This is a genomic window from Nocardia cyriacigeorgica (assembly GCF_005863245.1).
Classification (GTDB): Bacteria; Actinomycetota; Actinomycetes; order Mycobacteriales; family Mycobacteriaceae; genus Nocardia; species Nocardia cyriacigeorgica_C.
In genome coordinates this window covers 1-24,290 of the sequence record NZ_VBUT01000006.1, presented here as the reverse complement: position 1 = coordinate 24,290, position 24,290 = coordinate 1, and the positions used below count along the sequence as shown (strand labels likewise).

Sequence of the window (24,290 nt, the reverse complement as noted above, 5' to 3'; positions counted from 1 at the left end):
CCAGATGGCCGGTACCGGGCACGCAGCGACCACGGCCGGGTGGCGTAACCCACTGCGCGACGGACGGGACAAGCGGGTACCGCGGATCGCGGGACCGTGCAGCATGGTGATCTTCGGGGTCACCGGCGATCTGTCCCGGAAGAAGCTCATGCCGGCCATCTACGATCTGGCGAACCGGGGGCTGCTGCCCCCGGGTTTCGCGCTGGTGGGTTTCGCCCGCCGCGATATGGGCGACGCCGATTTCGCCGATATCGTGCTGCAATCGGTGAAAGCGCACGCGCGCACGCCGTTTCGGCAGCAGGTATGGGATCACCTGTCCGAAGGCATCCGTTTCGTCCAGGGCACCTTCGAGGACGACGCCGCCTTCGCGCAGCTGGCGGCGACGCTGGCGCGGTTGGACGCCGAACGCGGCACCGGCGGCAATCACGCCTTCTACCTGTCGATTCCGCCGGATATGTTCCCGGTGGTGCTCGATCAGCTCTCCGAGCACGGGCTGGCCAAGCCCACCCAGGTGCACGGGCGCACGCCGTGGCGGCGGGTGGTGATCGAGAAGCCGTTCGGGCACGACCTCGAGAGCGCGCGCGAACTGAACGCGCTGGTCAACCGGGTGTTCCCGGAGGAGACGGTGTTCCGCATCGACCACTATCTCGGCAAGGAGACGGTGCAGAACATCCTGGCGTTGCGTTTCGCCAACCAGTTGTTCGATCCGATCTGGAACGCCAACTACGTCGACCACGTGCAGATCACCATGGCCGAGGACATCGGGCTCGGCGGACGCGCGGGGTACTACGACGGCATCGGCGCGGCGCGCGACGTCATCCAGAACCATCTGCTGCAACTGCTCGCTCTCACCGCGATGGAGGAGCCGATCAGCTTCGCGCCCAACCAGTTGCAGATGGAGAAGATCAAGGTCCTCTCGGCGACCACCCTGGTCGAACCGCTGGACGAGACCACCGCGCGCGGTCAGTACGCGGCGGGCTGGCAGGGCGGTGAGCAGGTGGTCGGGCTGCTCGACGAGGAGGGCTTCGATCCGGATTCGCGCACCGAGACCTATGCCGCGCTGACCCTCGAGGTCAACACCCGGCGCTGGGCGGGGGTGCCGTTCTATCTGCGCACCGGCAAACGCCTCGGCCGGCGCGTCACCGAGATCGCGGTGGTGTTCAAACGGGCGCCGCATCTGCCGTTCGACCAGACCATGACCGAGGAACTCGGGCAGAACGCGCTGGTCATGCGGATTCAGCCGGATGAGGGCATCACCATGCGGTTCGGGTCCAAGGTGCCGGGGACCGGGATGGAGGTGCGCGATGTCAACATGGACTTCAGCTACGGCGAGGCGTTCACCGAGTCCTCCCCCGAGGCCTACGAGCGGCTCATCCTGGATGTGCTGCTCGGGGTGCCGTCGCTGTTCCCGGTGAACGCGGAGGTCGAATTGTCCTGGAGCATCCTCGACCCGGTGCTGGAACACTGGGCCGCGAACGGCAAACCCGAACAGTACGAGGCCGGCACCTGGGGCCCCGAATCGGCCGATGAGATGCTGGCCCGCACCGGCCGGGAATGGCGGCGCCCGTGATCGTCGACATGCCCGACACCACCACCGGCGAAGTCACGAAACGGCTGGTGAAGCTGCGCGAGAGCAACGGTGTCATCACCATGGGTCGTGTGCTCACCCTGGTGGTGTGCACCTTGGACAGCTCCGAGGCCGAGGACGCGATCGACGCCGCCAACGACGCCAGCCGCGAACACCCCTGCCGCGTGGTCGTTTTGGCGCGCGGCGACCGGGACGCCGAGACCCGGTTGGACGCCCAGATCCGCGTCGGCGGGGACGCGGGCGCCGCCGAGGTGATCGTGCTGCGGTTGCAGGGGCAGCTGATCAATCACGAGAGCAGCGTCGTCATCCCGTTCCTGCTGCCCGACACGCCCGTGGTGGCGTGGTGGCCGCGTGGGGCGCCGGAATTCCCGTCCAAGGATTCGGTGGGCCGGTTGGCCGCCCGGCGGATCACCGACGCCACCTTCGCCGCCGATCCGCAGGCCACCATCAAGAAGCGCCGCCACTCCTACGCCTCCGGCGATACCGACCTGGCGTGGAGCCGGATCACCTATTGGCGCGCGCTGCTGGCGGCGGCGATGGACGAACCGCCGTTCGAGCCGGTCGAATCGGTGACGGTGTCGGGTCTGCGCGACGAACCGGCCCTCGACATCCTGGCCGGTTGGCTGGCCGGGCGCCTGGACTGCCCGGTGTATCGACGCACCGGGGAACTGCGGGTGGAGCTGCATCGGCCGACGGTGTCGATCGGCATCACCCGCCCGCAGACCGGTGTCACCGCCACGCTCACCCGCACCGGGGAACCGGATCAGCGGATCGCGTTGGCGCGCAGGGAGGCTCGGGACTGCCTCGCCGAGGAGTTGCGCCGGCTCGACGCCGACGACATCTACGCCGAGGCGCTGGCCGGCATCGAAAGGGTGACCTATGTCTAGCAGCACCGATTCGGATTTCCCCGGCGATACCGTCGAGGTCCATCCCGACGCCGACGCGCTGGTGACGGCGGCGGCGAAACGATTCGTCGGGGTCGTGGTTGCGGCCCAAGCCGAGCGCGGTTCGGCGTCGGTGGTGCTCACCGGCGGCGGCACCGGCATCGGCCTGTTGCGGAAAGTCCGCGAGAATCCGGGCGACATCGACTGGTCCCGCCTGGATGTGTTCTGGGGCGATGAGCGTTTCGTCCCGGCAGGCGATGCGGAACGCAACGACCGGCAGGCCCGCGAAGCGCTGCTCGATCATGTGCCGGTCGACCCGCATCGCGTGCACCCGGTGGCGACCTCCGACGGCGAATACCCCGACCCGGTGGCCGCCGCGGCCGAATACTCCGCCGCCGTGCACGCCCACCTCGCCGAGTACGGCGCCTTCGACCTGCATCTGCTCGGTATGGGCGGCGAAGGGCACATCAACTCGCTGTTCCCCGACACCGACGCGGTGCGCGAGGAACACGAACTGGTCGTCGCGGTGACCGACTCCCCCAAACCGCCCCCGGTCCGCGTCACCCTGACCTTGCCCGCGATCCGGCACGCCCGGCACGTGGTGCTCGTGGTCGCCGGCGGGGCGAAGGCCGATGCCGTCGCGGCCGCGCTCTCCGGCGCCGAACCGGTCGACATCCCCGCCGCCGGGGCCTCCGGTTCGGAGTCGACCACCTGGATGCTCGACCGGGCCGCAGCGGCCTCCCTGCGATAGCGTTCACGCGCTACCCGGCCGTCCGGGAGACCATCGACGGCTGGCACGGCCGACGCGGCTCGGCCCAAGGCGGCTCGGCCCGCCCGACCGCTCGTCTGGACGCGGCTCCGTCGGCCCAGCCCAACCGCCCGTCGGCCCGTCTCGTCGTGGCCCGGCCCAACGTTCCTCGGCCAACGCGGCTCGGCTGGGCTCGTCGCAGCCCGGCCCAATGCCGCTCAGCTCGAGGCGGCGCGGCCAGGGCCGACGCGGCCCGGGACGCCGAGTTCAGATGGTGATGTGCCCGTGCGGGTAGCTCGACGTCAGCCGGGCGAAGTCGGATCCCGAGACGTGCACGAGGGTGCTGTGGTCGCCGCCGTCGAAGTAGACGTCCTCGCGCTGGTCGAGCTGGTCGTCGACCACGCATGGCACGTGGTAGGGCTCGGCGACCACCGGGATGGCGCCGGTCTCGCAGTCCGGGAACAGCGCCGAGGCCTCCTCCTCGGAGGCCAGCCGCACCGATTCGCCGACCATCGCACCGGTCTCGGCCAGATCGATGAGGCGGTTCGACGGCAGCACGGCGACCATGTACCCGCCGTTCTTCTTCAGCACGACCCCTTTGGCCAGTTGCCGGCCGGGGATGTGCCCGGCCTGCGCGGTCCGCGCCGAGGTCGATGTCTTGTCATGCGTGGTCACGTCGTAGTGGACGTGCAGCCCGTCGAGATACTCCCGCATGCTCGTGGCGATTCCCATGATCGTTGCCTCCGTAGGTGATGGCTCTTCGACGACCACTGCGGCGGAACCGGCCGACGGAGGATTCCCTGCCCTCCGGCAGGTCACTTCCGCGCCGTGGGGCGGGTTGAACAGGGAAAATAATACTCCCGCCGTGCCGCGGCGCGGACGTCGAAAACCGCGGTACTGCCAGCGGAGGAATACGTTCGGTTCACCTGCGGCGAGGAAGTCTGCTCTGGAGCTCGGCGAACGTCACAGCGAGAGTCACCGGCGTGGTCAGCACCAGCGCGTCGGTATGCGTGTGCCGGGTGACGTATCGGCGTCCTGACCAATCGAGCCGGCATTCCTCGATCTCGGTGATCTGCTGCCAGTCCTTGTCGAAGTGGACGATCAGGTAGACGGGAATTCCGGCACGCGCGTAGAGCTCGCGCTTGATACCGATGTCGGCATCAACCGTGCCTTCCGAGGTGATTTCGGCGACCAGCAATGCTTGCTGCGCAACCGTCTGCACGTCGTAGCCGCCGTCGCTGCAATCCCGCAACAGCACATCCGGGTACCGGGCACGCAGACGCCGGTTGGCGTCGGAGGTTTCCGCGTCGGCCAGGCGCACCGGCGTATCGCTGTGTACCTCACGGCATGGCCCTGAGGGGTCGATGGCGTATTCGAGCGCTGCCACCAGCCGACGCACCACAAGATCGTGCTCGGGTGATTGCGCCATACATTCGACGAGCACACCGTCGTGGATCTCGCCGAAGTTCTCCGGTGGGCCCGCGAGGAATTCCTCGACGGTGACGATGCGCTCCGGCTCATTGCGCGGTGCAGACATGCTTACACCCTAGCTCCGTGCAGCTGGCGAGAGTGCCGCGCGGCGCGGGCAGACGGGGGCCGGGCGGTCGTAGGCTGGCGGTTATGACCTGGGGCATCGGGCGGTCGCGGCGCTTGGTGACGAGCGCGCGGGTAGTCGGCGGGGTGCGGGGATGAGCGAGCAGGAGCTCGAGCAGCAGTTCCGGGCGGCTGTGCGGGCTGCCGTGCCGGGGGTGAAGCGGGCGGCCGAGGAGATGGTGGCTCCGGGGATCAGTGCGGGTTTGTGCGTCGAGCTGTTCGATTCGCAGGTGACGAGCCGGCAGCTGGATCTCGCGGCTCGGCGGTTGGGGCGGGCGGGGCGCGGCTACTACAGCATCGGCTCCTCGGGGCATGAGGGCAATGCGGCGCTGGCGATCGCCACGCGAGTCGATGATCCGGCGTTGCTGCATTACCGGTCGGGTGCGTTCTTCGTGCAGCGGGCTCGGCGGGTGCCGGGGCTGGATCCGATCCGGGATGTGCTGCTGGGTGTTGTTGCGGCGGCGGCCGATCCGATCTCCGGCGGCAGGCACAAGGTGTTCGGAAGCAAGCCCGCGGCGGTGATACCGCAGACCTCGACCATCGCCTCGCATCTGCCGCGCGCGGTGGGCTTGGCGTTCGCGCTCGAGCGTGGTGTGCGGCTCGATGTGGCCCGGGAATGGCCGCAGGATGCGGTGGTGCTGTGCACCTTCGGCGACGCGTCGGCCAATCATTCGACGGCGGCGGGCGCCATCAACGCCGCGGTCCACACCGCGCATCTCGGTGTCGGCCTGCCGATCCTGTTCGTCTGCGAAGACAACGGCATCGGCATCAGCGTCCCGACACCGCCCGACTGGATCGCCACCGCCTACGGGCAGCGCCGGGGCCTGCGGTATTTCGACGCCGACGGCTGCGATCTGCTCGACGCCCTCACCGCCGCGACCGAAGCCGTGCACTGGGTGCGCACCCACCGCGCCCCGGCCTTCCTGCGTCTGCGCACGGTGCGGCTGCTCGGCCACGCCGGTTCCGATGTCGAAACCGCCTACCGGGCGTCGTCCGCGATCGCCGCCGACGCCGCCTGCGACCCGGTCACCGCCACCGCGCGCATGCTGATCACCGTCGGAATCAGCACCCCGGACGAGGTGCTGGCCCGGTACGACGCGATCGCCGAGCAGGTCGCCGCGGTAGCGGAGGAACTAAGTGACGCACCGAAACTCACCTCCGCAGCGCAGGTGATGGCACCGCTCGCACCAGCACATCCCGACCTGGTGCGGGCCGACGTCCAGCGCGGCACCGCCCACCCGCATGCAGCGCCCGGCGACGCTGAAACCCCCGCCCCAGCCGCGGAACCCGGCAGAGCCGAAACACCCGGCCCAGCGAGCCCGACTTCTTCGGAGGGTCCGTCCGAGCCCGGGGTGCCCGGGCAGGCGACCGCCTCCGCACCGGGCCTTGGCCCACAACACGACTCAATGCCGGATGGCGAAAACTCCGATGCCTTGCTAACGAGTTCACATCCGCAAACCTCGACCGAACCCTCTGCCGCCGAACACATTCCGCTGACTCTCGCGCAGGGCATCAACCACACCCTGCGCGCGCTGCTGGCCCGCGATAACGACCTGCTGGTGTTCGGGGAGGATGTCGCGCGCAAGGGTGGGGTGTACGGGGTGACGAAGGGCTTGCGTAAGGAGTTCGGCGCGCGGCGCGTGTTCGACACGCTGCTGGATGAGCAGAGTGTGCTCGGCAGCGCACTCGGCGCCGGGCTGGCCGGATTCGTGCCGATCCCGGAGATCCAGTACCTGGCGTATGTGCACAATGCGCTCGATCAGTTGCGCGGCGAGGCGGCGACCTTGCAGTTCTTCTCCGGGGGCCGCTACCGCAATCCGATGGTGGTGCGGGTCGCCGGGCTGGCGTATCAGCGGGGTTTCGGCGGGCATTTCCACAACGACAATTCCGTGGCCGCGCTGCGCGATATTCCCGGGCTCGTGGTCGCGGTGCCCGCCCGTGCCGATGACGCGGCGGCGTTGCTGCGCACCTGCGTGTCGGCGGCGCGGGTGGACGGACGGGTGTGCGTCATCGTGGAGCCGATCGCTCTCTATCACCGCCGTGACCTGTACGAATCCGGCGACGACGGCTGGCTCGCCCCGGCGGCCGCGCCCTGGCATGTGCCGATCGGCCGGACCAGGACCTACGGCGACGGCACCGACCTGACCATCGTCACCTTCGGCAACGGGGTACCGATGAGCCTGCGGGTCGCGCGTCGGCTCGCCGCGCGCGGTCTCGACGCCCGCGTCCTCGATCTGCGCTGGCTGGCTCCGCTCCCGCACGACGATCTGCTCCACCACGCCGAGATCACCGGCCGGGTGCTGGTCGCCGATGAGACCCGGCGCAGCGGCGGCGTCTCGGAATCGGTGTACGCGGTCCTGCTCGACGCCGGGTTCACCGGTCGCCTGGCCCGCGTGACCAGCGCCGACAGTTTCGTTCCCCTCGGCCCGGCCGCGGCGACGGTTCTGCTCGACGAATCCGCCATCGAGTCCGCCGCCGTCGAACTCGTTGCCCGATGACATGTGGGCGAGCATCGGCCGACGTACGCCATCGAGTCCGCCCAAATACCTCGCCGCCCGCATGCGCCAGCGAAGTCGTCAGCGTGACCGCGACCGCCGGCGCGCCGCGGCTGGGCGAGGCTATCGCGGTGGTGGTGGATCTGACCACCGAACTGATACCGGTGCCGCTGTGGCCGACGCGCCGGCCTGTAAGCGATTGCACCGAATCACGATTCGCGAGCGGCCCACGGGAAATACTCTCGACAGCGACAGCGAACCGCGGGAGGTACACCGATGACGACGATGTCGATGCTCGGCGAAGTGCGACCGGAACACGATTGCCCCGATGACCTGGTCCTGCTGCACTATCTACGTTCGTTCCGGCATCCGGTCCTGGAGGTATGGGCCGCTTGCACCGAGCTCCGCCAGCTCGTGCGCTGGTTCGGCGCGGTCTCCGGCACCGGCACCGATCTCGTCATCGAACCCGACGACGGCCCCGTCCCCGGCCCCCTCACCGTCCACGTCGACCACTGCTCGGCCCCCAACGACCTCCACGCCCGAATCGACGGCGACGGCGCCCTCGAACTGCGCCTGAGCCAGGTCGGCGTCGTCACCAACCTCGAGCTGGTCCGCCGCCACGTCCACCCCGAGCAGGCCGCGACGATCGGCCCCCGCTGGCAATACCTGCTCGACCGTTTCACCGCCTACCTGAACACCCAGCCGATGCCCCAGTGGCGCGATTACAGCGACCTGGCCACCGAATACCGATGAGGGCGGTGGACTGCGCCCGATCAGGCGAAGACATCCTCGATCGTCGACTCGGTAAGAATTCGCCGCCCCCACATCCTCAGCTGGTCCGAGTCTGCCGCCTGGACCATCGATTCGAACTCGATCGGTAGCTCACCGAACCTAGTCTTCAGCAATCCGGTAACTGCCGAGCGGGCCCCGCGCATCTCCCCCTCGTCCCAGCTGGACCAGCTGAAGACATCACCGAGCGTCCACGCCATCACAACCCGCCGCGCCCACACCCACTGCTCAGCCGGATCAGCCGTTCGAACAGCCGCCACGACACCTGGCGGTAGAAGACCGAACTTCGCCTCCAACAATAGGAGCAGCACCTCACGCTGACCACGCATCTCCCCCTCAGCCATGCCCTCAGCACGCCCCTGCGCCATCAGCCGTTCAGCCGTAGTCACGATCGCCTCCTTCGAGCGCGGACCGAGTTGCTCGATCACCTAGTCCAGATCGGCCGCTCAACTTACGACGTAGCATCAGATCGCCGGACCAGACCGCGGGCAGGTTGGGCCGGATCAGGCGAAAATCTCGTCCAGCGTCGACGCCGTGAGAACTCGCAGCGCCCACAGCCGCAGCTCGGCCGGATCGGCCGCTCGAACAGCCTCCACGACCCCCAGCGGCAGCTGACCGAACTTGAACTCCAGCTGCCTGAGCAGCGCCGAACACATCCCACGCACCTCCCCCTTGGCCATGAGCCGTTCAGCCGTAGTCACGATCGCCTCCTTCGCGCGCGGACCGAGTTGCTCGATCACCTGGTCCAGATCGGCCCGCTCAACTTACGACCGGCCATCAGATCGCCGGACCCACCCCGCGACACAGATCGAGCCAGTTCAGCCGAAAACATCCTCAATCGTCGACGCGGTGACAACCCGCCGCGTCCACACCCGCATCTGAGCCGGATCAGCCGCACGGACAGCCTCCACAACCCCCGATGGCAGCTCACCGAACTTGATATTCAGTAGATCGAGCAGCGTCAGACAGAGCTCTTCGGCGCGCCCCCGGGCCATCAACCGCTCAGCCGTAGTCACGATCGCCTCCTTCGCGCGCGGACCGAGTTGCTCGATCACCTGGTCCAGATCGGTTTCTGGAGTGTCTCCGACTATCAGCAGATAGTGGAAGTGCACTTTCAGGTCGGTGGACGGGTGCAGGTCCGATTCCAGGATCCGCAGGTCATCGACCAGTATCAGCATATCGTGGCCGAGGTTGGTATTGCCTGGTGCGATCTTGTGCAGCATCAGCATCACCCTGGTCTCCGGGGTGAGTTCGCGGGCTCGGAGGGCTTCGATGTCCAGGGCGGCGACGTCGTCGAGGAGGAATTGGAAGCGCGGGAGGTACCGGCGCAGATCGTCCGCGGCACCAGGGTCGAGGTCGATCAGTTCGGCCAGGTCGGTGGGCGCTGCCCAGCTGCGCGGCTCACCGCTGTGCACGACCAGCGGGATCACCGGCGGCAGCTGCTCGCTGTCGGCCGCCGAACTGCGCGTCTTCCCGCGCCGCTCGTGGCGACGGCGTTCCTGCACTTCCCTGCGGTGCTGATTCCAGATCTGCACCACATACTCGAGCATGCGAAGCGCCATGAAACGGTCGTTGCTGGATTGGTGCTCGATCAGCAGGTAGATGTAGGCGTCGCGGCCGTCGAAGCGAGCCCGGTAGAGCAGGTCGCTGTAGCGGGATCGCAGTTCCTCGGACACGAAGGTCCCCGGCTGCAACGCCAATGTGGCCCAATCGATCCGGGCCGTGATCGTCGCCGGTAGCGCGGCCCGCAACTCGGACTCCGCGTTTTCCGGGCGCGCCAAGACCTGGCGGAAGTACGCGTCGTGCGGGTTCGACGGCGGTGTGGTCACAGCGCGCGAAATTACGCGACCGCACCGACAGATCACGAATCGGTTACGGCGTTTCGCCGACACGACGGGACCCGTGACGCGGACTTGGCGTTCGACTCCGCTGAGCGACGTTCCCGGCTCATCCCACTCCGACCGGTTCCGGCAGCCTCCAGAGGAAACGAGCAGGCGCACAAACGAATCCCGTGTCCACCTCCTGTGAGTGGTCACAGCGGCCCCGACAGCGCACCGGCTGCCAGCATCCGTGCGCCCTACGCCGGCGTCGAAGCGGAACCGCCGTCTAGCTGCCGCGAACTGCCCGATCGTCGGAACCGGCCCCGAGTTCGGTTGCCGCCCAACCAGCAAGCAGGGTCAACGCGTCAGCGGACGGGGTACCGGGTTCGGCGGTGTAGAAGGTGAGAAACAGACCGGGATCGGCAGGCAGCGGCATCGACTCCCAGTCGAGGGTGAGATCACCGACGACCGGATGGTGGAAGCGTTTGGTGCCCGTATGATGCAGCCGCACATTGTGTTTGGCCCAGCGCACCCGGAATTCGTCGCTGCGCGTGGACAGTTCGCCGACGAGGTCGGAGATGCCGCGGTCGTAGGGGTCGCGGCCGGCGTCGGTGCGCAGCAGGTTGACGATGCCGTCGGCCACCTGATCCCATTCGGGGAAGAATTCGCGGGCGCGCGGGTCGAGGAAACAGAACCGGGGGATGTTGACCTGGCGGCTCGGGTCGGGACGCAGCGGGTCCGGGTAGAGCGGCGAGTGCAGCGCGTAGCCGACCTGGTTCGCGCCGACGAGGTCTTGCCGGGTGTTGCGCACGAATGCGGGCGCCGTCGACGCGTCGAGCATGCGCTGGACGACGGGCCGGATGGTTTTGGTGCGGCGCGGACGGGACCGCTGCGGGCTGATGATGGCGTTGCGGTGCAGGTCGAACAGGTGCGAGCGTTCGGCTTCGTCGAGATGCAGGGCGCGCGCGATGGCGTCGAGCACCGACTCGGAGACGCCGGTGACCTTCCCGCGTTCGATTTGGGTGTAGTAGTCGACCGACAGCCCGGCCAGGGTGGCGACCTCTTGCCGCCGCAGCCCGGGGACGCGGCGTTTGGCGGCGTCGTATACCGGCAGTCCGACCTGGTCGGGGGTGATTTTCGCCCTCCGCGACGCCAGGAATTGGCCGATCTCGGCGGCTCGGTTGCTGGACTCCATACCTGTGAGGCTACGACCGCCACCCACCGGTCACCAGGTGCTGCGAAGGGGGTACTGCCGGCACCCCTCTGAGCTACGCCTCCCACATGCACGGTCCGCGGCGTTGCATGGAGGCCGGAGCGAGGTCGTGCTCCGAGTTCCTGGAACGTGCCGAGATCGAGAGGTGATATGAGCGCGCAACCCTCCCGGACCGCGCCCCGGCTGCCTGCGCTGGTGTACGTGCTGGCGGCGGGGATCTTCCTGATGGGCACGACCGAGTTCATGATCGCCGGGCTGTTGCCCGAGGTGGCCGCGGATCTGGGCGTCGATATCGCGCGTGCGGGATTGCTGGTCACCGCGTTCGCCGTCGGCATGATCGTCGGCCCGCCGGTGATGGCCCTGCTGACGCTGCGCCTGCCCGCGCGGGCCACGCTGCTCGGTGCGCTGCTGGTGTTCGCCGCCGGGCATCTCGTCGCCGCGGTGAGCGATTCCTTCACTGTGGTGACCGTCTCCCGCGTGGTGACCGCGCTGGCCACCGGCACCTTCTGGGCCACCGGCGCCGTGCTGGCGACCTCCGTCGCCGGGCCCGGCGCGAGTGCGCGAGCGCTGGCGGTGATGTCGGGCGGTCTGAGCCTCGCGGTCGTCGCCGGGGTGCCGTTGGGCACGTTCGCCGGTCAACTCACCGGTTGGCGGGGGCCGTTCTGGATGCTCGCCGCGCTGTCGGTGCCCGCGCTGCTTGCGGTGCGGCGATGCGCACCGGCGGACGTCGACTCGGCGGCGCCCCCGCAGCTACCTGCCTCGGCCGCAGCCGGTGGGCCTCCGACACCCACACCGATCGTCTCAGGGCAGGCCCCGACACCAGCACCGACGGCAGCGGCTACGCCCCGGACGCCCGCGTCGGCCACCACAGGCAAGCCTCCGATACTCCCGTCAGCGGCAGCAGCCGAGCCCTCGATGTACACACGAGCGGCAGCAGCCGATCCCGCACCGCCAGCGACAGCCAAGCCCCGGATACCCGCGTCGGCCACCACAGGCGAACCGCCAAGGCTCGCATCGGCGCCGGCTGTCGCGCCGTCGATGTCCACGCGGGCAACAGCAGCCGAGGCTCTGAAATCCGCACCGCGCGACCCCCAGCTATCCGCGCGGGCGGCTGAGTCCGGGGCCGGGTCGGCTGTGCGACACGCGAACCCCCGGGTGTCGGTGAGTGCGGAATTGTCGGCCGTGCGGCCGTGGCGAGTCTGGATGACGCTCGCGGCGATCGTGCTCGCGCAGGCCGGTTTCCTCGGCGCCTACAGTTTCCTCACCCCGCTGCTGACCGACCGCGCCGGTATTTCTGCCGCAGCGGTGCCGTTGGTGCTGGTCGGTTTCGGGGTCGGCGCGCTGGGCGGTACCGCGCTCGGCGGCCGCCTCGGCGATCGGTGGCCGTTGACGACCATCGCGGGCGCGGTCGCACTGACTTCCGCCATGCTGCTCGTGTTGGCGGCGACCGCGAGCCACTCGCTGGTCGTGGTGGTGCTCGTCGTCTTGCTCGGTGCGTCCGGGCTCGGCGTCAATCCGATCCTCATCGCCCAGACCATGGGTTTCGCCGGTCCCGGCTCGCGGCTGGCGTCGTCGCTGGCGACGGCGGCGTTCAACCTCGGCACCGCGGTCGGTTCGGCCCTGGCCGCGACGACTCTGTCGACTTCGCTGGGCGTCACCGGCCCGCCTGTGCTCGGCGCCGTCATCACCGCGTCGGCGCTGATCCCGGTGGCGTGGCTGGCGGCCGCCCGTCCGCGTCGGCCGCGCGAAACACCGAGCCGACCGGCTCACGAACCCGCGCGGGAACTCGTTGGGGTGAGCTGAGCTGTGGCGACCACCCTGAATGTCCGATTCTTCGACCTCCCTGCGGGTACCGCCCGGGTGTCGGCTGGTGTGCACCGCTCGGCTCGAACCGGAGTTTTCGGCTGCCGGCGGCTCGCCGCAGGCACGCGGCGCGGACGCGGCGACGGGACCGGTTCGATGCCTGCCGCGCGAAGGCAGGACCGGCGCAGCGCTCGACGCGCCGACCGCCGCCGAACCCGAGTCGATCTCGGACCACCAACCACCATGTTCCGCCCGTTGACCAACCGATGAGAAAGGACCACGACGATGCGTGGAGTAGTGATGCAGTCCCCCGGTGACGTGCAGGTCGTCGACCGGGAGGACCCGACGATCATCGAGCCGACCGATGCGATCATCCGGATCACCGCGACCTGTATCTGCGGGTCGGATCTGTGGCCGTATCGGGGTGTCGAGGCGGTCGACCACACCCCCATGGGTCACGAGTACGTCGGTGTCGTGGAGGAGATCGGCGACGCGGTGCGGACGCTGAAGGTCGGCGATTTCGTCGTCGGCTCGTTCTGCATTTCCGACAACACCTGTGAGATCTGCCGCGCCGGGTACCAATCCCGTTGTGTGCATGGTTCGTTCGTCGCCGGGAGCATCGGCACTCAGGCCGAGCGGGCGCGTATCCCGCACGCCGACGGCACCCTCGTCCCCACACCGGGGCACCCGGATCCCGAGCTGGTTCCCTCGCTGCTGGCCGCCTCCGATGTGCTCGGCACCGGTTGGTTCGCCGCCGTCGCCGCCGAGGTCGGCCCGGGCAAGACGGTGGCCGTCGTCGGTGACGGCGCTGTCGGACTGATGGGTGTGCTGGCGGCGAAGCAGCTCGGCGCCGAGCAGATCATCGCCATGAGCCGCCACGCCGACCGTCAGGCACTGGCCCGCGAGTTCGGCGCCACCGACATCGTGGAAACCCGTGGTGACGAGGGTGTTTCGGCGATCAAGGAGCTCACCGGCGGGCTCGGCGCGCACAGCGTCATCGAGGCGGTCGGCACCCAGGAGTCGATGATGCAGGCTATCCGCGCCACCCGCCCCGGCGGGCATATCGGTTTCGTCGGCGTCGCGCACGAAGGCGTCGCGCTGCCCGCCGATGAGCTGTTCTTCTCCGAGGTCCACCTGCACGGCGGCCCCGCCCCCGTGCGCCGCTTCCTCCCAGAGCTCATCGACCTGATCTGGCGGCGGGACATCAATCCCGGCAAGGTTTTCGACCTCACCCTGCCGCTCGACCGGGCGGCCGAAGGCTACAAGGCCATGGACGAACGCCGCGCCATCAAAACCCTGCTCACCCTCTGACCTGACGACGGTAGGCGCTGCCGAGCCTTCGATCGGGTCGCGTGGGATCGGCTGACTTCGCGCGGCCGGGCGATCCGGTCGGCATCGTTTGCCGACGTCATATCCGACGCGAGCACGCAACGGATCACCCGAGCTGCCGCAATAGCGACGAGGGGTACAGGAGACTGCCGACGCTCCGATGGCACCGGTACCCCTCGTCGGGGTCAGGTGCGGTTGCCGAAGCCTTCGATGCCGAGTTTTTCGCCGATGGCGGCGAGGGCTTCGACGACGGTGCGGCCGCCGAGGGATTCCCAGCCGGGGAAGTCGGCGCCTCGGGAGGTGTCCGGGCCCGCGACCTGGTCGAGGGTGAGGCCGACGTGTTTGTCGAGGTAGTGCAGCAGGGTGCCGACGGTGACGGTGTCGCCTCGGTAGTTGGTGAGGGTTTCTTCGAGGAAGGACATGTCAGCTCCATTCGCGTACTTGGTGATTGCCGCCGAGAAGACGTCCCAGGGGAAGTTCGGGCCGACATCGGTGTGTGAGCCGACGCCGAGCCCTTCGGTGACCGCGTAGTGGTCGGCGATGCCGGGCCGTCCGGCACCGAGTTCCGCGGGTGTGATGATGCGCGCCGGGAAGCCGTAGCGGCGGCTGTCCTGCACCGCGAGGTAGGCGGCGACGTCGATTCCGCGACCCATGTTGTCGAGCCACTGCTGCCGCGACCAGGCCGCGCGGCTGCCGGCGAAGCACAGGTTGATCGAGCGGTTGTTGGCGTCGAGCACCGACCAGGACGCGACATCGGTGTCGATGACGTCCACGACGGTGACCGAGTTGTCGACGGTGTAGTGGTAGGAGACGCCGCTCTTCGGGTTCTGTAGGTAGTTCGCCAGCGATTCGGCGGTGCCGTTGCCTTCCTGGGTGTGCAGCAGCCACCAGAGCACGGGCGCGCCCTCGCGGGAATGCCAGTTCGGGGATACTCCGATCTCGTTGATCTCACGGTAGTCGGGCTTGGGCGCGGCGCCCGCCAGCGACCACTGCCCGTAGTCCGGCTCGAGCACGGTGTTCACATCGACGGTGACCCCGCCGACCTGGCGGGCGTCGATCTCGATCTGATGCATATGCGCCGCCGGGTGGTCGACGTTGAGGGCCGGGTCGCCTGACCAGTTGTGTTGCCAGAACCACCGCGCGACATCGTCTTCCAGCGCCCATTCGATGCAGCGGGCGTTGCCGTACATGCCGGTCCATTCGAGCCCGACCACGCTGGCCCAGCCGCGCAGGAACGGCGCGATGAGGTCGTTCCACTGCTGAAGGGTGGGGTTGGCGTCGACCGGTGCGTAGATGGGTCGCCGCGGCGGCCCGCCGGCCTCGGTGTGGTAGCGCACCGCGATCTGGGCGTGGTGGACTCCGGCGTCGTAGCCGCCGAGCCAGTCGGAGGTTTCGCCCTTGCCGTACTGGTAGTTGGAGACGATTTCCAGGCCGTGCGCGCGCAGCGCGTCGCAGTAGTCGCGCCGGAGGGGTTTGGCGCCGAAGTTGGTGCCCGGCCGGGATTCCGAGAAGTAGCCGATCACGCCGGCGTACCCGGCGTCCACGATCGCCTGCGGGTCGATCAGGCTCGCTGAGAAGTCCAGCAGTTGCATAACCGTCTCCTTGCTTCTCGTCGAACCGAACCTCTGCTGACTGTGGAGCTGGGGTGGACGCCACTCGACGGCCGGGACGAGCAGCCGAGCAGCGCCGGGCGGAGCTCTCCGGCATAACCGCAGGTGAAACTCATTCACGGCCCGCTGCCGCGCCTACGGGTCCCTCGGCATCGCCCCGCCCTGCCACCGGAGTAACCCGTGGAGATACCGGCAAAACACGTGACGCTGGGGATACGCTGGGCCCGAACAGTTTTCCTGGCGGCGGGTCGCACCCTCAACGATACGAGGTGAGCGCCGATCGCGGCCGGGATTTGCCACATCGTATCCAGATGGCATTCCGGCCGTTCCGGCCACGAGACCAACGGGTTGCGGCGGTGCTGCCGGTGCGGTGCCAGGCCGGTCGGATCACCGCCCGTGCCGATGCACGGCAGGTCGCCGCACCGGCCCGTTCGGGCGCAACCTATACCGGCTGTGTGTGCAGTAGCCGGGCGCCACCGTTCGACCGGGCGCCGCCCAGCTTGTCACCGCCGCAGTGGGTTTCAGGAGAGCGGGTTGAACTTGCCCGCGGTTACCCCCGTCAAGAACGCATCCCAGCCGTCCGGGCCGAAGAGCAATGCCGGGCCGGTCGGGTTCTTCGAGTCACGCAGACCGACCATGCCGGACTCGAGATGCGCAACCTCGACGCAGTCGTTGCCGGTGGTGCTACGGCTACTCTTGAACCAAACGGCCCGGGACAAGTCGATATTCACGGCTTGTACTCCTTAGCTCTCGCCTCGATGAGGCTTCGGGTGTCTCGCTCGTCCAACGCTACCTGCGCGATCGAGGCACATGCTGCTTGATACGGCGTGATCTCGTTCAGCTTGTCCAAATAGAGATTGCCTGTGAAGCCCTCGACGTAGACCACAGGTGGCTCGTTCAGTACGGGATTCAGGTGCTCAGGGAACTCGAGATAGACGAAGTCCTTGGTCATCAAGCCAAGGTGGTTCGGAGCTGAGAACTCGACGACACGGATCGACACGTTCGGCCGCTCGCTGACTCGGAGCAGATGGTCGAGCTGCTCGCCCATGCACTCGCGGCTTCCGATGCAATGACGAAGTACGGACTCGCACAGCATGACCTCCAAAGTGAAGTTCTCGACATCATCAAGCCTGGCCTGGCGCTTGGCGACGAGATCGATCTCCCGTTCGCGGTCGACGGCGCGCCATTCTGCTCCGAACACATCTCCCATCGCCCGGCGATAGCCGGGGGTCTGCACCAGGCCGGGAAGAGTGGTCCGCTGCCACGAGAAGACACGCTTTGCAGCCTGTTCGAGCCCGAGAAACACCTCGACCTCGGGCACCATCGCATCGGTGTAGGACTGCCACCAGCCCTCTTTCCGCGACTCCTCCGCCAACCACAGCAGTTCGCGCCGGTCGCTCTCCTCCGACTCGTACAGATCGCAGAGCGCGTTGATCACCATCCGCTTGACTTCGCTGCCGCGCCCGGATTCCAGCCTCCACAGCGTCTGCGCGCCCATCTGCACCTGCTGCGCCGCGCGTGCACGGCTCAGTTCGCGTGCTTCGCGCAATTCACGCAGTCGTCGCCCGAGGACCCGTCGCGGCAGGGTCGTTGGGCTCGATTCCGTCTGCACGGATACCGCCTTTCGTTAGCTTCGCTCACCGTCATGTCAGATTGAATGGAACGGTCAGTTAGTTTGTAGAAACCGTTCCAGGTGGATCAATTTCATTGTGCGCCAATCGCATCCAGACACGCCAGAAACACACAATTTCGGTGTTTACTTACTGCGTGTCCGGCGGTGAACAGGACAGCGCGCCGCGGCCGATGCCCCTCCGCACGGCGCGCCGCCTCCGCACCGCGTGCATTCGGTGGCGCCGCCGGGCACATTCATTCGTTCGTGATTCGAAAGTACGAGGTGCAAACCATGTTCGGAGTCCCCGTGATCGATCACCAGCGGGTGCCGTCCATGACGGTGGGCGACGCGCACCGGGTGATGCAGGTGCATATCGACTGCCTGGTGTCGGTCTGCCCGATCAAGCAGCAGGCCAAGGCCCGGTTGGTGGCCGATCGCCGCATGGTGCCGGCCGACCGCCCGCATATGGGTTTCTGAACCACCGGAGGCATTCGTGAGTAAGGCATTGCCGCGACGCGTCCCCGGCGAGTCCGGGGTCCCGTCGCCGAAACACCCGCTGAACTGCCCGATCATCACCGATACTCGATCTCTGACCCGGTTCGCCGATGCCCTGCGCAACTGGCAGCCCGACGCCGAGAACAGGAGCCGAGCCCAGTGACCGAGCACCCGCACACCGACCCGGCGACCACCGCGCGACTGCGTTTCCTCACCCCGCGCGCCCGCCGCGCCGGTTACCAGCTCATCGCCGTCCCGGACGAGGGACAGTGGGCGCTGCTCGACGCGACCGACGGCGTCGAGCTGTTCCGGGCCGAGCACCTGGACGGCATCGAAAAGTACTTGAACGAATAACCGAAGCGGCGCAATCCAGTCGTTCGCGCCGATTATTCCGCGCGGAATATTCCCCGCGGTATTCACGCCGATCTCCACGACGGCAACACTTTTCGCGGATGCCGCACTAATTCCGTTCCGGCGATTCCGCCATTGAACAACTCCCTCCACCACCCGCGGCCGTGCACTCACCTCGTCCCCGCCTGCACTGACGAACGGCGACTTTCCATGATCCACAGTCAAACCGAATTTTTCACTGTGCAAACTCGGCCCAATTCCGCGCCGAGAGCATCTTTTCCCGCCCGCCCGCACGCCGTCGGCTACCTCCGCGCCGACCTCACCACCAACCCCGGCTTCGACCACGCCCGCCTGCGCCTGCTGGCCATCGCCAACGGCTACCACCTCACCCGCATCCTCACCGTCCCCGGCGACGACCCCACCACCGACCTGCTCCGCCTCCTCCGCACCCTCGACCCCGCCACCGACGTGGTCCTCACCCCACAGCCCGGCCACCTCACCGACCGCCAAACCCACGTCCTGCGCATGTTCTGCGCCCTCCACACGGGCGAAGTCGTCCACCCGCGCATACCCATCGACCGATGAGCCATCCCGCCCGGTAGCCACACACCCCGCCGGGCGGGACACCGCGCGCGAGCCTCGCGCGACCACGCCGAACTCCCATCTCCCAGGTCCCTGACCTGCCGTTTCGCCGGATCGCCGCCCGATATCACCCGATCTCGAAATAGATGGAACCGAGGCCGGGTCGCCTGCGTCTATATTCATGACCGGGGAAATCCGACGCCGACGCCCAGGGAGAGCTATGCGAACCGACGTCCTACGCGCCACCATGGCCGCAGCAGCCGTGGCGCTGCTCGCCGCCGGATGCGGATCGACCACGGAGGGGGAGCCGACGGCCGCAGGCTCGAACACCGCGTCGACCACCAGGAATCTGGATGAGATCGAGATCTTCAACCCGTGTTCGGAGTTGAGTGACGAAGCACTTCATGCAGCAGGCCTGGACCCTTCAACGAAGGATGTCCTGACCGATCCGCCAGAAGGTCCGTCGACCTGGCGGGTATGCAACTGGAAACCAGCGGATCGCGGCTACAGGATCGGCGTCTTCTCGACAAGCCACACCATCGACGAGACCCGTGCACGAGACGACCTGACCGACCTCAAGGAAGTTGTCGTCGGTCCGCGGAATGGGCTGACCTATTTCGATAGCAGCGATACCGAGCGAGAGATCTGCTACGTCGCCTTCCCTGCCGAGCAGGGCATGTTCAACATCAGCGCGTCCTGGACCCGCCTCGGTAAGCGCGATCTCGATGTCTGCGCATTAGCACTCGAACGCGCAGTAGACCTGGAGCCTTACCTGCCTAAATGACAGGCGCGGCAAGCAGATGTCGGACACTGTGCAGGGGACCATGTAATGAGCGATGACACCCAGGGACAAATTCAGAAGTGGCAGCAACTCAAGCAGCAGGCGATCGACGGCGACTTGAGGATGGAAGAGGGTATCGGTGAGGCGCTCCGCGGTGCCTGCGCGGACTACATCCTCAAGCTGGACGACCTCAAAGCCAAAGCAAAGCAGCTCGAGCACCTGTCCGGATACGGCGGACTCCCATCTGCCCTGCACCTCCGCGACAAGTTCCAAGCCAAGGCCGTAGCCGGCAGAGCTGACGACCCCGACGACTCCGCGGTCAAACGCCTCGAGAAGCACATCGAGATCGCCCAACTCATGCATGACACCTACGCTGCCGCGATCGGGCAACTCCAGAACACCGACCAGGCCGTCGGTTCGAACGTCACAACAGCCGGGGAGGGGATTCGCTGATGGTTGTTCCACTAGTAGCCGCGGTCGTGGTCGTCGGCGCCATTGCCGGTGGCGCGCAGGTCGGCCGCAACTACAACGAGTCTCAGGAAAACTCCGATATCGCCGAGGGCCTGCGCAACGCCGGCGCGCAGAAGTGGGACCCCGACCGGCAGATCATCAACAGCGAACGGGATCGGCTCAGTAAGGATTACGAGGGAGACTGGGCTCCGGCCAACGGCCCGAAAGAGGCGTTCAGGACATGGGATCACAAGAAGATCTACGACGCACTCAACGGTGACGGTAAGAATCCGGCGGTAGCCGAAGGTGAGATCAACGCCGGTGCCGACGGCTGGCGGCGGCTCACCGAGGGCACGACCAACGCGATCGAGGAGTTCCGCAAGGCAGTCGACACCGCGATCAACGACAAGTGGTCGGGTAAGACCGCCAATGCCGCGATGAACGGCACCCGTGCCTACACCGACGCGGCCAAGAAGCTGCCGAACACTTTCCAATTGGTCGCCAACAGCATCGACCTGATCCAGGGCTATCTGGGTCAGGCCAAGATGTCGGTGGCGCCGCCCGTCGAGGTCTCCGGATTCGACGAGTTCGTCGGCCATATTCCCGGCAATGGCCTACTCAAGACGAACAAGCATCGCGCCAACGAGGCCGAAGCGCTGGCCGAAGACGTGATGGTCAACGTGTATCAGCCGGGCGCGGTGGCGGTCGACGAACGCACGCCCATCCTCGCGAAACCGCAGAGCCCCATCGACGACGGCGACGGCAAACCGCCCATCGTTCTGCCGCCCGACCCGCCGGGCGTCAGACCGCCAGGCGGCGGCGTGGACCCGGGCATCGAAGAACCCGTCGAGCCGAAACCCGGCGACGACGACGGCACCGACGACCCCGGAACCGACACCGGCACCGATCCCGAGTCCACGACCCCGAGCTCCGCCCCGTCCACCACAGCGGCGTCCGCGCTCGATTCGGCGACCCCGAAGACCTCCCTCGACGACCCGCTCGCCCGCACCGGCCAGCCGGGTTCGAGCACCAGCGGATTCCCCGGCGGCGCATTCCCCGGCGGAACCGGCGGCGCCGGTGGCTCACGCGGCGGCACCGGCGGCACTGGTGTGCCGGGCGCCGGCCGCAGCCTGCCCGGTGGCGGTGCGGGCCAGTCCGGCGGTGCGGGTGGCGCGAACGCGGCGGCCGCGCGGGCCGCGGGCATGGGCCGTGGCGGTATGCCGATGGGCATGATGCCGCCCGGCGGCGCGCGCGGTAAGGGCGGCGACGACGAGGACGAGCACAAGACCCCCGACTATCTGGTGCAGGACCGCACCACCGAGCTGCTCGGTGAGCAGCCGCGCGTGCTACCACCGGGTGGAGTCATCGGCGCATGAGTGAGAACCGTTGGCAGCTCGATGGTCTCGCGTTCACCATCGCGCTGGAGGCGCTCGGCCGCGACCGTCTGCCGTACCCGCTGAGCTACAAGCCCGATTTCGTCGAGCATCTCGACGATTACGAACGCATGCGCATGCAGGCGGCGCAGCGGTTGCAGCAGGTGTTCGACGAACGGCTCTACAACGCGCTCGCCATCCTGCTGGAACCGCAGGTGCGGGTGGAGATCGAAGGGTTCTACGGCCCGCAGCAGTCGCAGGTCGTGCGCGTGCACGCCGGGGTGGTCGACCAGGTCGCCACCATCGCCACCCAGCAGCCCGGCCCCACCCGCGCGCACGGCCGCGACATCATCATCACCCAGTGCCGGTCCCAGTCGCTGGCCGCGGAAATCATCGGGCGCCTCCCCCGCTACCAGGGCGGCTCCCATCGTGCGTTCCGCGCCCGCCGCTCCGACCTGAATCAGCCCGTCTACTCCCATCATCCGACCCGCCTGTCCCCCGCCGAGGAGATGAACCGCTTCTTCCGCCGCCCCCGCATCGGCACCGGCGAGATCACCGTCTACCCCGGCTACACCCTCGACGCCCGCCCCACCGACGACGGCCGCGCCTTTATCTGGCTCGACTATCCCGACGACGGCCGCTACCTGCTGCACCACCACAACCACGACGACCTCACCGTCACCCCCGGCCCACCCGACGAACTCGTCCGCCAACTCCAAGACCGCCTCCGAGCCACCGCCGCCGCCCGCCGCCCCCAACGCGTCCCCGACCCGGTCGAGGAGGACGACGACCTGTACTACCAGCAGCGCAATGAGCGGGGGTGGTTGGTGTAGACCCGGTTCCCAGCCAGTGAAGACGAGAAGTGCAGGCCGAATGCGCGATCATGAGTTGTGTAGGCAGTTGAGACCACAGCGCGAATCCGAAGTGATCGTGATCGGTCGGCACCCGTGGGGAGTCGACGTCGAGTTCGGCGATGGTACGCCCGGATTCATGGATAACCTGAAAGCACCGTCGTGGGTTGACGATGGTGTCCAGCCGGAGCCCGGCGAGGTGTTGACCGTGGTCGTGGTCGACGATCTGCGCACACCCATGCGCGTGAGCGCCCTGGCATCCGACAAAGCAGTGGCTGCCAGTGCCCCTGACGAGAAGACCGTCGAACTGCGAAAGCATCACGCCCAGTACCACTTTCGATGGAGCCGACGCCTCGGCGAAAGCCCGCCATGGAACGTTCGCCCGGGTGAGATGCAAGACTTTCTGGAGCAATCCACCTCGACCAGGCGAGTCGACGTGTCGCTCCCGTGGGGCGCATCGCTCGCCCTCTATCTGCACTGGAGCGACGGCACCGACCTGGACCGATTGGATTTCAAGATCTCTGCGGGCCTTCCCTACCGCTCGGAGTTCGATCGAACGATCGTGACCACCGATATGCCGTTCACGTGCCGGAGCTGCCACACAAGGTTCTTGGTCCTGGCACTCGAGCCGGCAGTGTCGCTCTCCGACGACATGGTCCCCCGATACCGAGCCCACCGTTTCATCGACCACTGCCCGGGCTGCGGCACCCGGTGGAACGCAGGCGTGGTCGAGATAATTCAGAGATAGAAGGCGTCACGAGACATTGTTCGGGCAACTCTCCGCGCACTAAGCCTGCGAATCGGCCCGATCAGCGACCGGTCGATGGGCCGCGCCACGCGCCCGGACAGGACAGCGACCTATCGCGTGGGCCTGCCGGAGTTCGGCAGATCATCGCCGCAGCAGTCGGCATAACGTTCGGCAGATCGACGCCGCTGGCACCCCCCGGTCCGTGTCCAACGAAATCGCCGCTCACCAACCCCATGTCGTCGAGCACTGAATGACCGCCCGCGAGGGAGTCGTGAGGCAGGCGACACGCCGCGAAGGTCTGCGTGATGTCTCCCTCGTCGTGGCGGTGAGCGGGGTGGGTTCGGGGTGGCCCGGTAACATCAGACAATCACGCCGACGCCAGCCGCCGTGCGTTAGAGGAATGCTCGATTGGGGGGAAGACGATGACCGATGCTCTGCCGGTGCAGGTGGATCCGGAGGAACTGCGGACTCATGCCGCGACTGTCGAGGGCTTGAATGCCCCGATGGGTCAGGCGTTGGAGGCGGCGAGGGCGGTGTCGGCGCCGACGGATGCGTTCGGGAAGTTGTGTGCGTTTCTGCCTCCGTTGTTTGTGGATTCGGTCGAGACCGATGGGATCACGGCGTTGGAGACGGCGTTGACCGCGTTGTCGGAGGATGCCACCAAGTTGCGTTCGGCGGCGGATTCGTTCGCGGCCGCGGACGGTTCGAATGCGGCGGCGGTGAAGGCGGCTGGTAGCGGGGTTTCGCGGTGACGGATACGGCGTCGAATCCGCTGATCGCCGCGCGTGAGGATTCCACCGAGTGGTATTCCGGTGTCACGTTGTTCGAGTCGGTCGCTGATGTCAAGGATGCGATTTCGTCGGGGTCGTGGATCGAGGCGGGGGTGGGGATCGCGGCCGCGGGGATGGAGGTCGCGGCGATGGTCGTCGACCCGATCGGCACGCTGGCGGGGTTCGGTGTCAGTTTCCTGATCGAGCATGTGCAGCCGTTGTCGGATGCGTTGGATTGGGTTGCGGGGGATCCTGATCAGATCACTGCGTATGCGAAGACGTGGGAAAACGTTGCCACGCAGGTCAGTTCGGCGGTCGATACGCACAAGCAGGCCGTCTCGGCGGATATCGCGAATTGGTCGGGGGCGTCGGCGTCGGCGTATCGGGCGCGGGCGGCGGAGACTT

General features: G+C 67.6%; 27 protein-coding genes. 18 read left to right on the top strand and 9 right to left on the bottom strand.

The window, feature by feature from the left end; genetic code table 11:
• The first annotated feature begins 4 nt into the window (after positions 1-4).
• The 3 genes from zwf to pgl are packed head-to-tail and all read left to right on the top strand — an operon-like array spanning position 5 to position 3,223.
• The gene (gene zwf / locus FEK34_RS16075) at positions 5-1,570 is read left to right on the top strand and encodes a glucose-6-phosphate dehydrogenase (RefSeq protein ID WP_138448641.1); all 1,566 of its coding nucleotides are present in this window, start codon (positions 5-7) and stop codon (positions 1,568-1,570) included.
• The gene (gene opcA, locus FEK34_RS16070; protein WP_212748771.1) at positions 1,567-2,475 is read left to right on the top strand and encodes a glucose-6-phosphate dehydrogenase assembly protein OpcA; all 909 of its coding nucleotides are present in this window, start codon (positions 1,567-1,569) and stop codon (positions 2,473-2,475) included. The genes zwf and opcA overlap by 4 nt, the downstream gene beginning before the upstream one ends.
• A complete protein-coding gene (pgl, locus tag FEK34_RS16065; protein ID WP_138448639.1) occupies positions 2,468-3,223 on the top strand; it encodes a 6-phosphogluconolactonase in 756 nt (251 codons plus the stop codon). The genes opcA and pgl overlap by 8 nt, the downstream gene beginning before the upstream one ends.
• Positions 3,224-3,487: 264 nt before the next feature.
• Here pgl and FEK34_RS16060 read toward each other — a convergent pair whose 3' ends face one another.
• Both FEK34_RS16060 and FEK34_RS16055 read right to left on the bottom strand, forming a co-directional pair.
• The gene (locus FEK34_RS16060) at positions 3,488-3,952 is read right to left on the bottom strand and encodes an aminoacyl-tRNA deacylase (protein WP_138448638.1); all 465 of its coding nucleotides are present in this window, start codon (positions 3,950-3,952) and stop codon (positions 3,488-3,490) included.
• 190 nt (positions 3,953-4,142) lie between these two features.
• Positions 4,143-4,757 (bottom strand): Uma2 family endonuclease, encoded by a 615-nt coding sequence (locus FEK34_RS16055; protein ID WP_138448637.1) that lies wholly within the window; start codon positions 4,755-4,757, stop codon positions 4,143-4,145.
• 151 nt (positions 4,758-4,908) lie between these two features.
• Here FEK34_RS16055 and FEK34_RS16050 point away from each other — a divergent pair, with 151 nt between their 5' ends.
• Both FEK34_RS16050 and FEK34_RS16045 read left to right on the top strand, forming a co-directional pair.
• Positions 4,909-7,311, top strand: coding sequence for a thiamine pyrophosphate-dependent enzyme (locus FEK34_RS16050; RefSeq protein ID WP_138448636.1), 2,403 nt, complete (start codon positions 4,909-4,911; stop codon positions 7,309-7,311).
• Positions 7,312-7,584: 273 nt separating this feature from the next.
• On the top strand, positions 7,585-8,061 hold the full coding sequence (locus FEK34_RS16045; RefSeq protein ID WP_138448635.1) for a hypothetical protein: 477 nt from the start codon (positions 7,585-7,587) through the stop codon (positions 8,059-8,061).
• Positions 8,062-8,081: 20 nt separating this feature from the next.
• On the opposite strand, the gene FEK34_RS16040 is transcribed toward FEK34_RS16045, so the two are convergent.
• The 4 genes from FEK34_RS16040 to FEK34_RS16025 all read right to left on the bottom strand — a co-directional run bounded on the left by FEK34_RS16040 (position 8,082) and on the right by FEK34_RS16025 (position 11,112).
• A complete protein-coding gene (locus FEK34_RS16040) occupies positions 8,082-8,486 on the bottom strand; it encodes a hypothetical protein (RefSeq protein ID WP_138448634.1) in 405 nt (134 codons plus the stop codon).
• Positions 8,487-8,600: 114 nt separating this feature from the next.
• Positions 8,601-8,798: a hypothetical protein gene (locus FEK34_RS16035; RefSeq protein ID WP_138448633.1), complete on the bottom strand. Its 198-nt coding sequence runs from the start codon at positions 8,796-8,798 to the stop codon at positions 8,601-8,603.
• Between the two features lie 117 nt (positions 8,799-8,915).
• Positions 8,916-9,926 carry an Rpn family recombination-promoting nuclease/putative transposase gene (locus FEK34_RS16030; RefSeq protein ID WP_171048245.1) on the bottom strand — a complete coding sequence of 337 codons (1,011 nt, stop codon included), beginning with the start codon at positions 9,924-9,926 and terminating at the stop codon, positions 8,916-8,918.
• Positions 9,927-10,203: 277 nt separating this feature from the next.
• Positions 10,204-11,112, bottom strand: a complete 909-nt coding sequence (locus FEK34_RS16025; RefSeq protein WP_138448631.1) for a helix-turn-helix transcriptional regulator — start codon at positions 11,110-11,112, stop codon at positions 10,204-10,206.
• Between the two features lie 168 nt (positions 11,113-11,280).
• Between FEK34_RS16025 and FEK34_RS16020 the strand changes: the two genes are divergently transcribed.
• On the top strand, positions 11,281-12,933 hold the full coding sequence (locus tag FEK34_RS16020; RefSeq protein WP_138448630.1) for an MFS transporter: 1,653 nt from the start codon (positions 11,281-11,283) through the stop codon (positions 12,931-12,933).
• A 285-nt stretch (positions 12,934-13,218) separates the two neighbouring features.
• Entirely contained in the window at positions 13,219-14,244 is a 1,026-nt protein-coding gene (locus tag FEK34_RS16015; RefSeq protein ID WP_138448629.1) for a zinc-dependent alcohol dehydrogenase family protein, read from the top strand.
• A gap of 203 nt (positions 14,245-14,447) precedes the next feature.
• Here the strand turns inward: FEK34_RS16015 and FEK34_RS16010 are convergent, their stop codons facing one another.
• The 3 genes from FEK34_RS16010 to FEK34_RS16000 all read right to left on the bottom strand — a co-directional run bounded on the left by FEK34_RS16010 (position 14,448) and on the right by FEK34_RS16000 (position 17,484).
• Positions 14,448-15,854 carry a glycoside hydrolase domain-containing protein gene (locus tag FEK34_RS16010; RefSeq protein WP_138448628.1) on the bottom strand — a complete coding sequence of 469 codons (1,407 nt, stop codon included), beginning with the start codon at positions 15,852-15,854 and terminating at the stop codon, positions 14,448-14,450.
• Between the two features lie 539 nt (positions 15,855-16,393).
• Positions 16,394-16,603, bottom strand: a complete 210-nt coding sequence (locus FEK34_RS16005; protein ID WP_138448627.1) for a DUF397 domain-containing protein — start codon at positions 16,601-16,603, stop codon at positions 16,394-16,396.
• Positions 16,600-17,484 carry a helix-turn-helix domain-containing protein gene (locus tag FEK34_RS16000; RefSeq protein WP_138448626.1) on the bottom strand — a complete coding sequence of 295 codons (885 nt, stop codon included), beginning with the start codon at positions 17,482-17,484 and terminating at the stop codon, positions 16,600-16,602. Before FEK34_RS16000 ends, FEK34_RS16005 begins: the two co-directional genes overlap by 4 nt.
• Before the next feature lie 291 nt (positions 17,485-17,775).
• Between FEK34_RS16000 and FEK34_RS15995 the strand changes: the two genes are divergently transcribed.
• The 11 genes from FEK34_RS15995 to FEK34_RS15950 form a co-directional block, all read left to right on the top strand.
• Entirely contained in the window at positions 17,776-17,961 is a 186-nt protein-coding gene (locus FEK34_RS15995; protein WP_138448625.1) for a hypothetical protein, read from the top strand.
• A 16-nt stretch (positions 17,962-17,977) separates the two neighbouring features.
• On the top strand, positions 17,978-18,142 hold the full coding sequence (locus FEK34_RS30015; RefSeq protein WP_171048244.1) for a hypothetical protein: 165 nt from the start codon (positions 17,978-17,980) through the stop codon (positions 18,140-18,142).
• Positions 18,139-18,333 (top strand): hypothetical protein, encoded by a 195-nt coding sequence (locus FEK34_RS15990; RefSeq protein WP_138448624.1) that lies wholly within the window; start codon positions 18,139-18,141, stop codon positions 18,331-18,333. The genes FEK34_RS30015 and FEK34_RS15990 overlap by 4 nt, the downstream gene beginning before the upstream one ends.
• A 237-nt stretch (positions 18,334-18,570) precedes the next feature.
• Positions 18,571-18,915 carry a hypothetical protein gene (locus tag FEK34_RS15985; RefSeq protein WP_138448623.1) on the top strand — a complete coding sequence of 115 codons (345 nt, stop codon included), beginning with the start codon at positions 18,571-18,573 and terminating at the stop codon, positions 18,913-18,915.
• 217 nt (positions 18,916-19,132) lie between these two features.
• Positions 19,133-19,696: a DUF3558 domain-containing protein gene (locus tag FEK34_RS15980; RefSeq protein ID WP_171048243.1), complete on the top strand. Its 564-nt coding sequence runs from the start codon at positions 19,133-19,135 to the stop codon at positions 19,694-19,696.
• Between the two features lie 45 nt (positions 19,697-19,741).
• On the top strand, positions 19,742-20,146 hold the full coding sequence (locus tag FEK34_RS15975; protein WP_138448621.1) for a hypothetical protein: 405 nt from the start codon (positions 19,742-19,744) through the stop codon (positions 20,144-20,146).
• Positions 20,146-21,519, top strand: a complete 1,374-nt coding sequence (locus FEK34_RS15970) for a PPE domain-containing protein (protein WP_138448620.1) — start codon at positions 20,146-20,148, stop codon at positions 21,517-21,519. Before FEK34_RS15975 ends, FEK34_RS15970 begins: the two co-directional genes overlap by 1 nt.
• Positions 21,516-22,349 carry an ESX secretion-associated protein EspG gene (locus FEK34_RS15965; RefSeq protein ID WP_138448619.1) on the top strand — a complete coding sequence of 278 codons (834 nt, stop codon included), beginning with the start codon at positions 21,516-21,518 and terminating at the stop codon, positions 22,347-22,349. Before FEK34_RS15970 ends, FEK34_RS15965 begins: the two co-directional genes overlap by 4 nt.
• A 40-nt stretch (positions 22,350-22,389) precedes the next feature.
• The gene (locus tag FEK34_RS15960) at positions 22,390-23,115 is read left to right on the top strand and encodes a hypothetical protein (protein ID WP_138448618.1); all 726 of its coding nucleotides are present in this window, start codon (positions 22,390-22,392) and stop codon (positions 23,113-23,115) included.
• A gap of 422 nt (positions 23,116-23,537) precedes the next feature.
• On the top strand, positions 23,538-23,867 hold the full coding sequence (locus tag FEK34_RS15955) for a type VII secretion target (RefSeq protein WP_138448617.1): 330 nt from the start codon (positions 23,538-23,540) through the stop codon (positions 23,865-23,867).
• Between the two features lie 68 nt (positions 23,868-23,935).
• On the top strand, positions 23,936-24,290 hold a 355-nt coding region (locus FEK34_RS15950), incomplete at its 3' end, for a hypothetical protein (protein ID WP_212748770.1).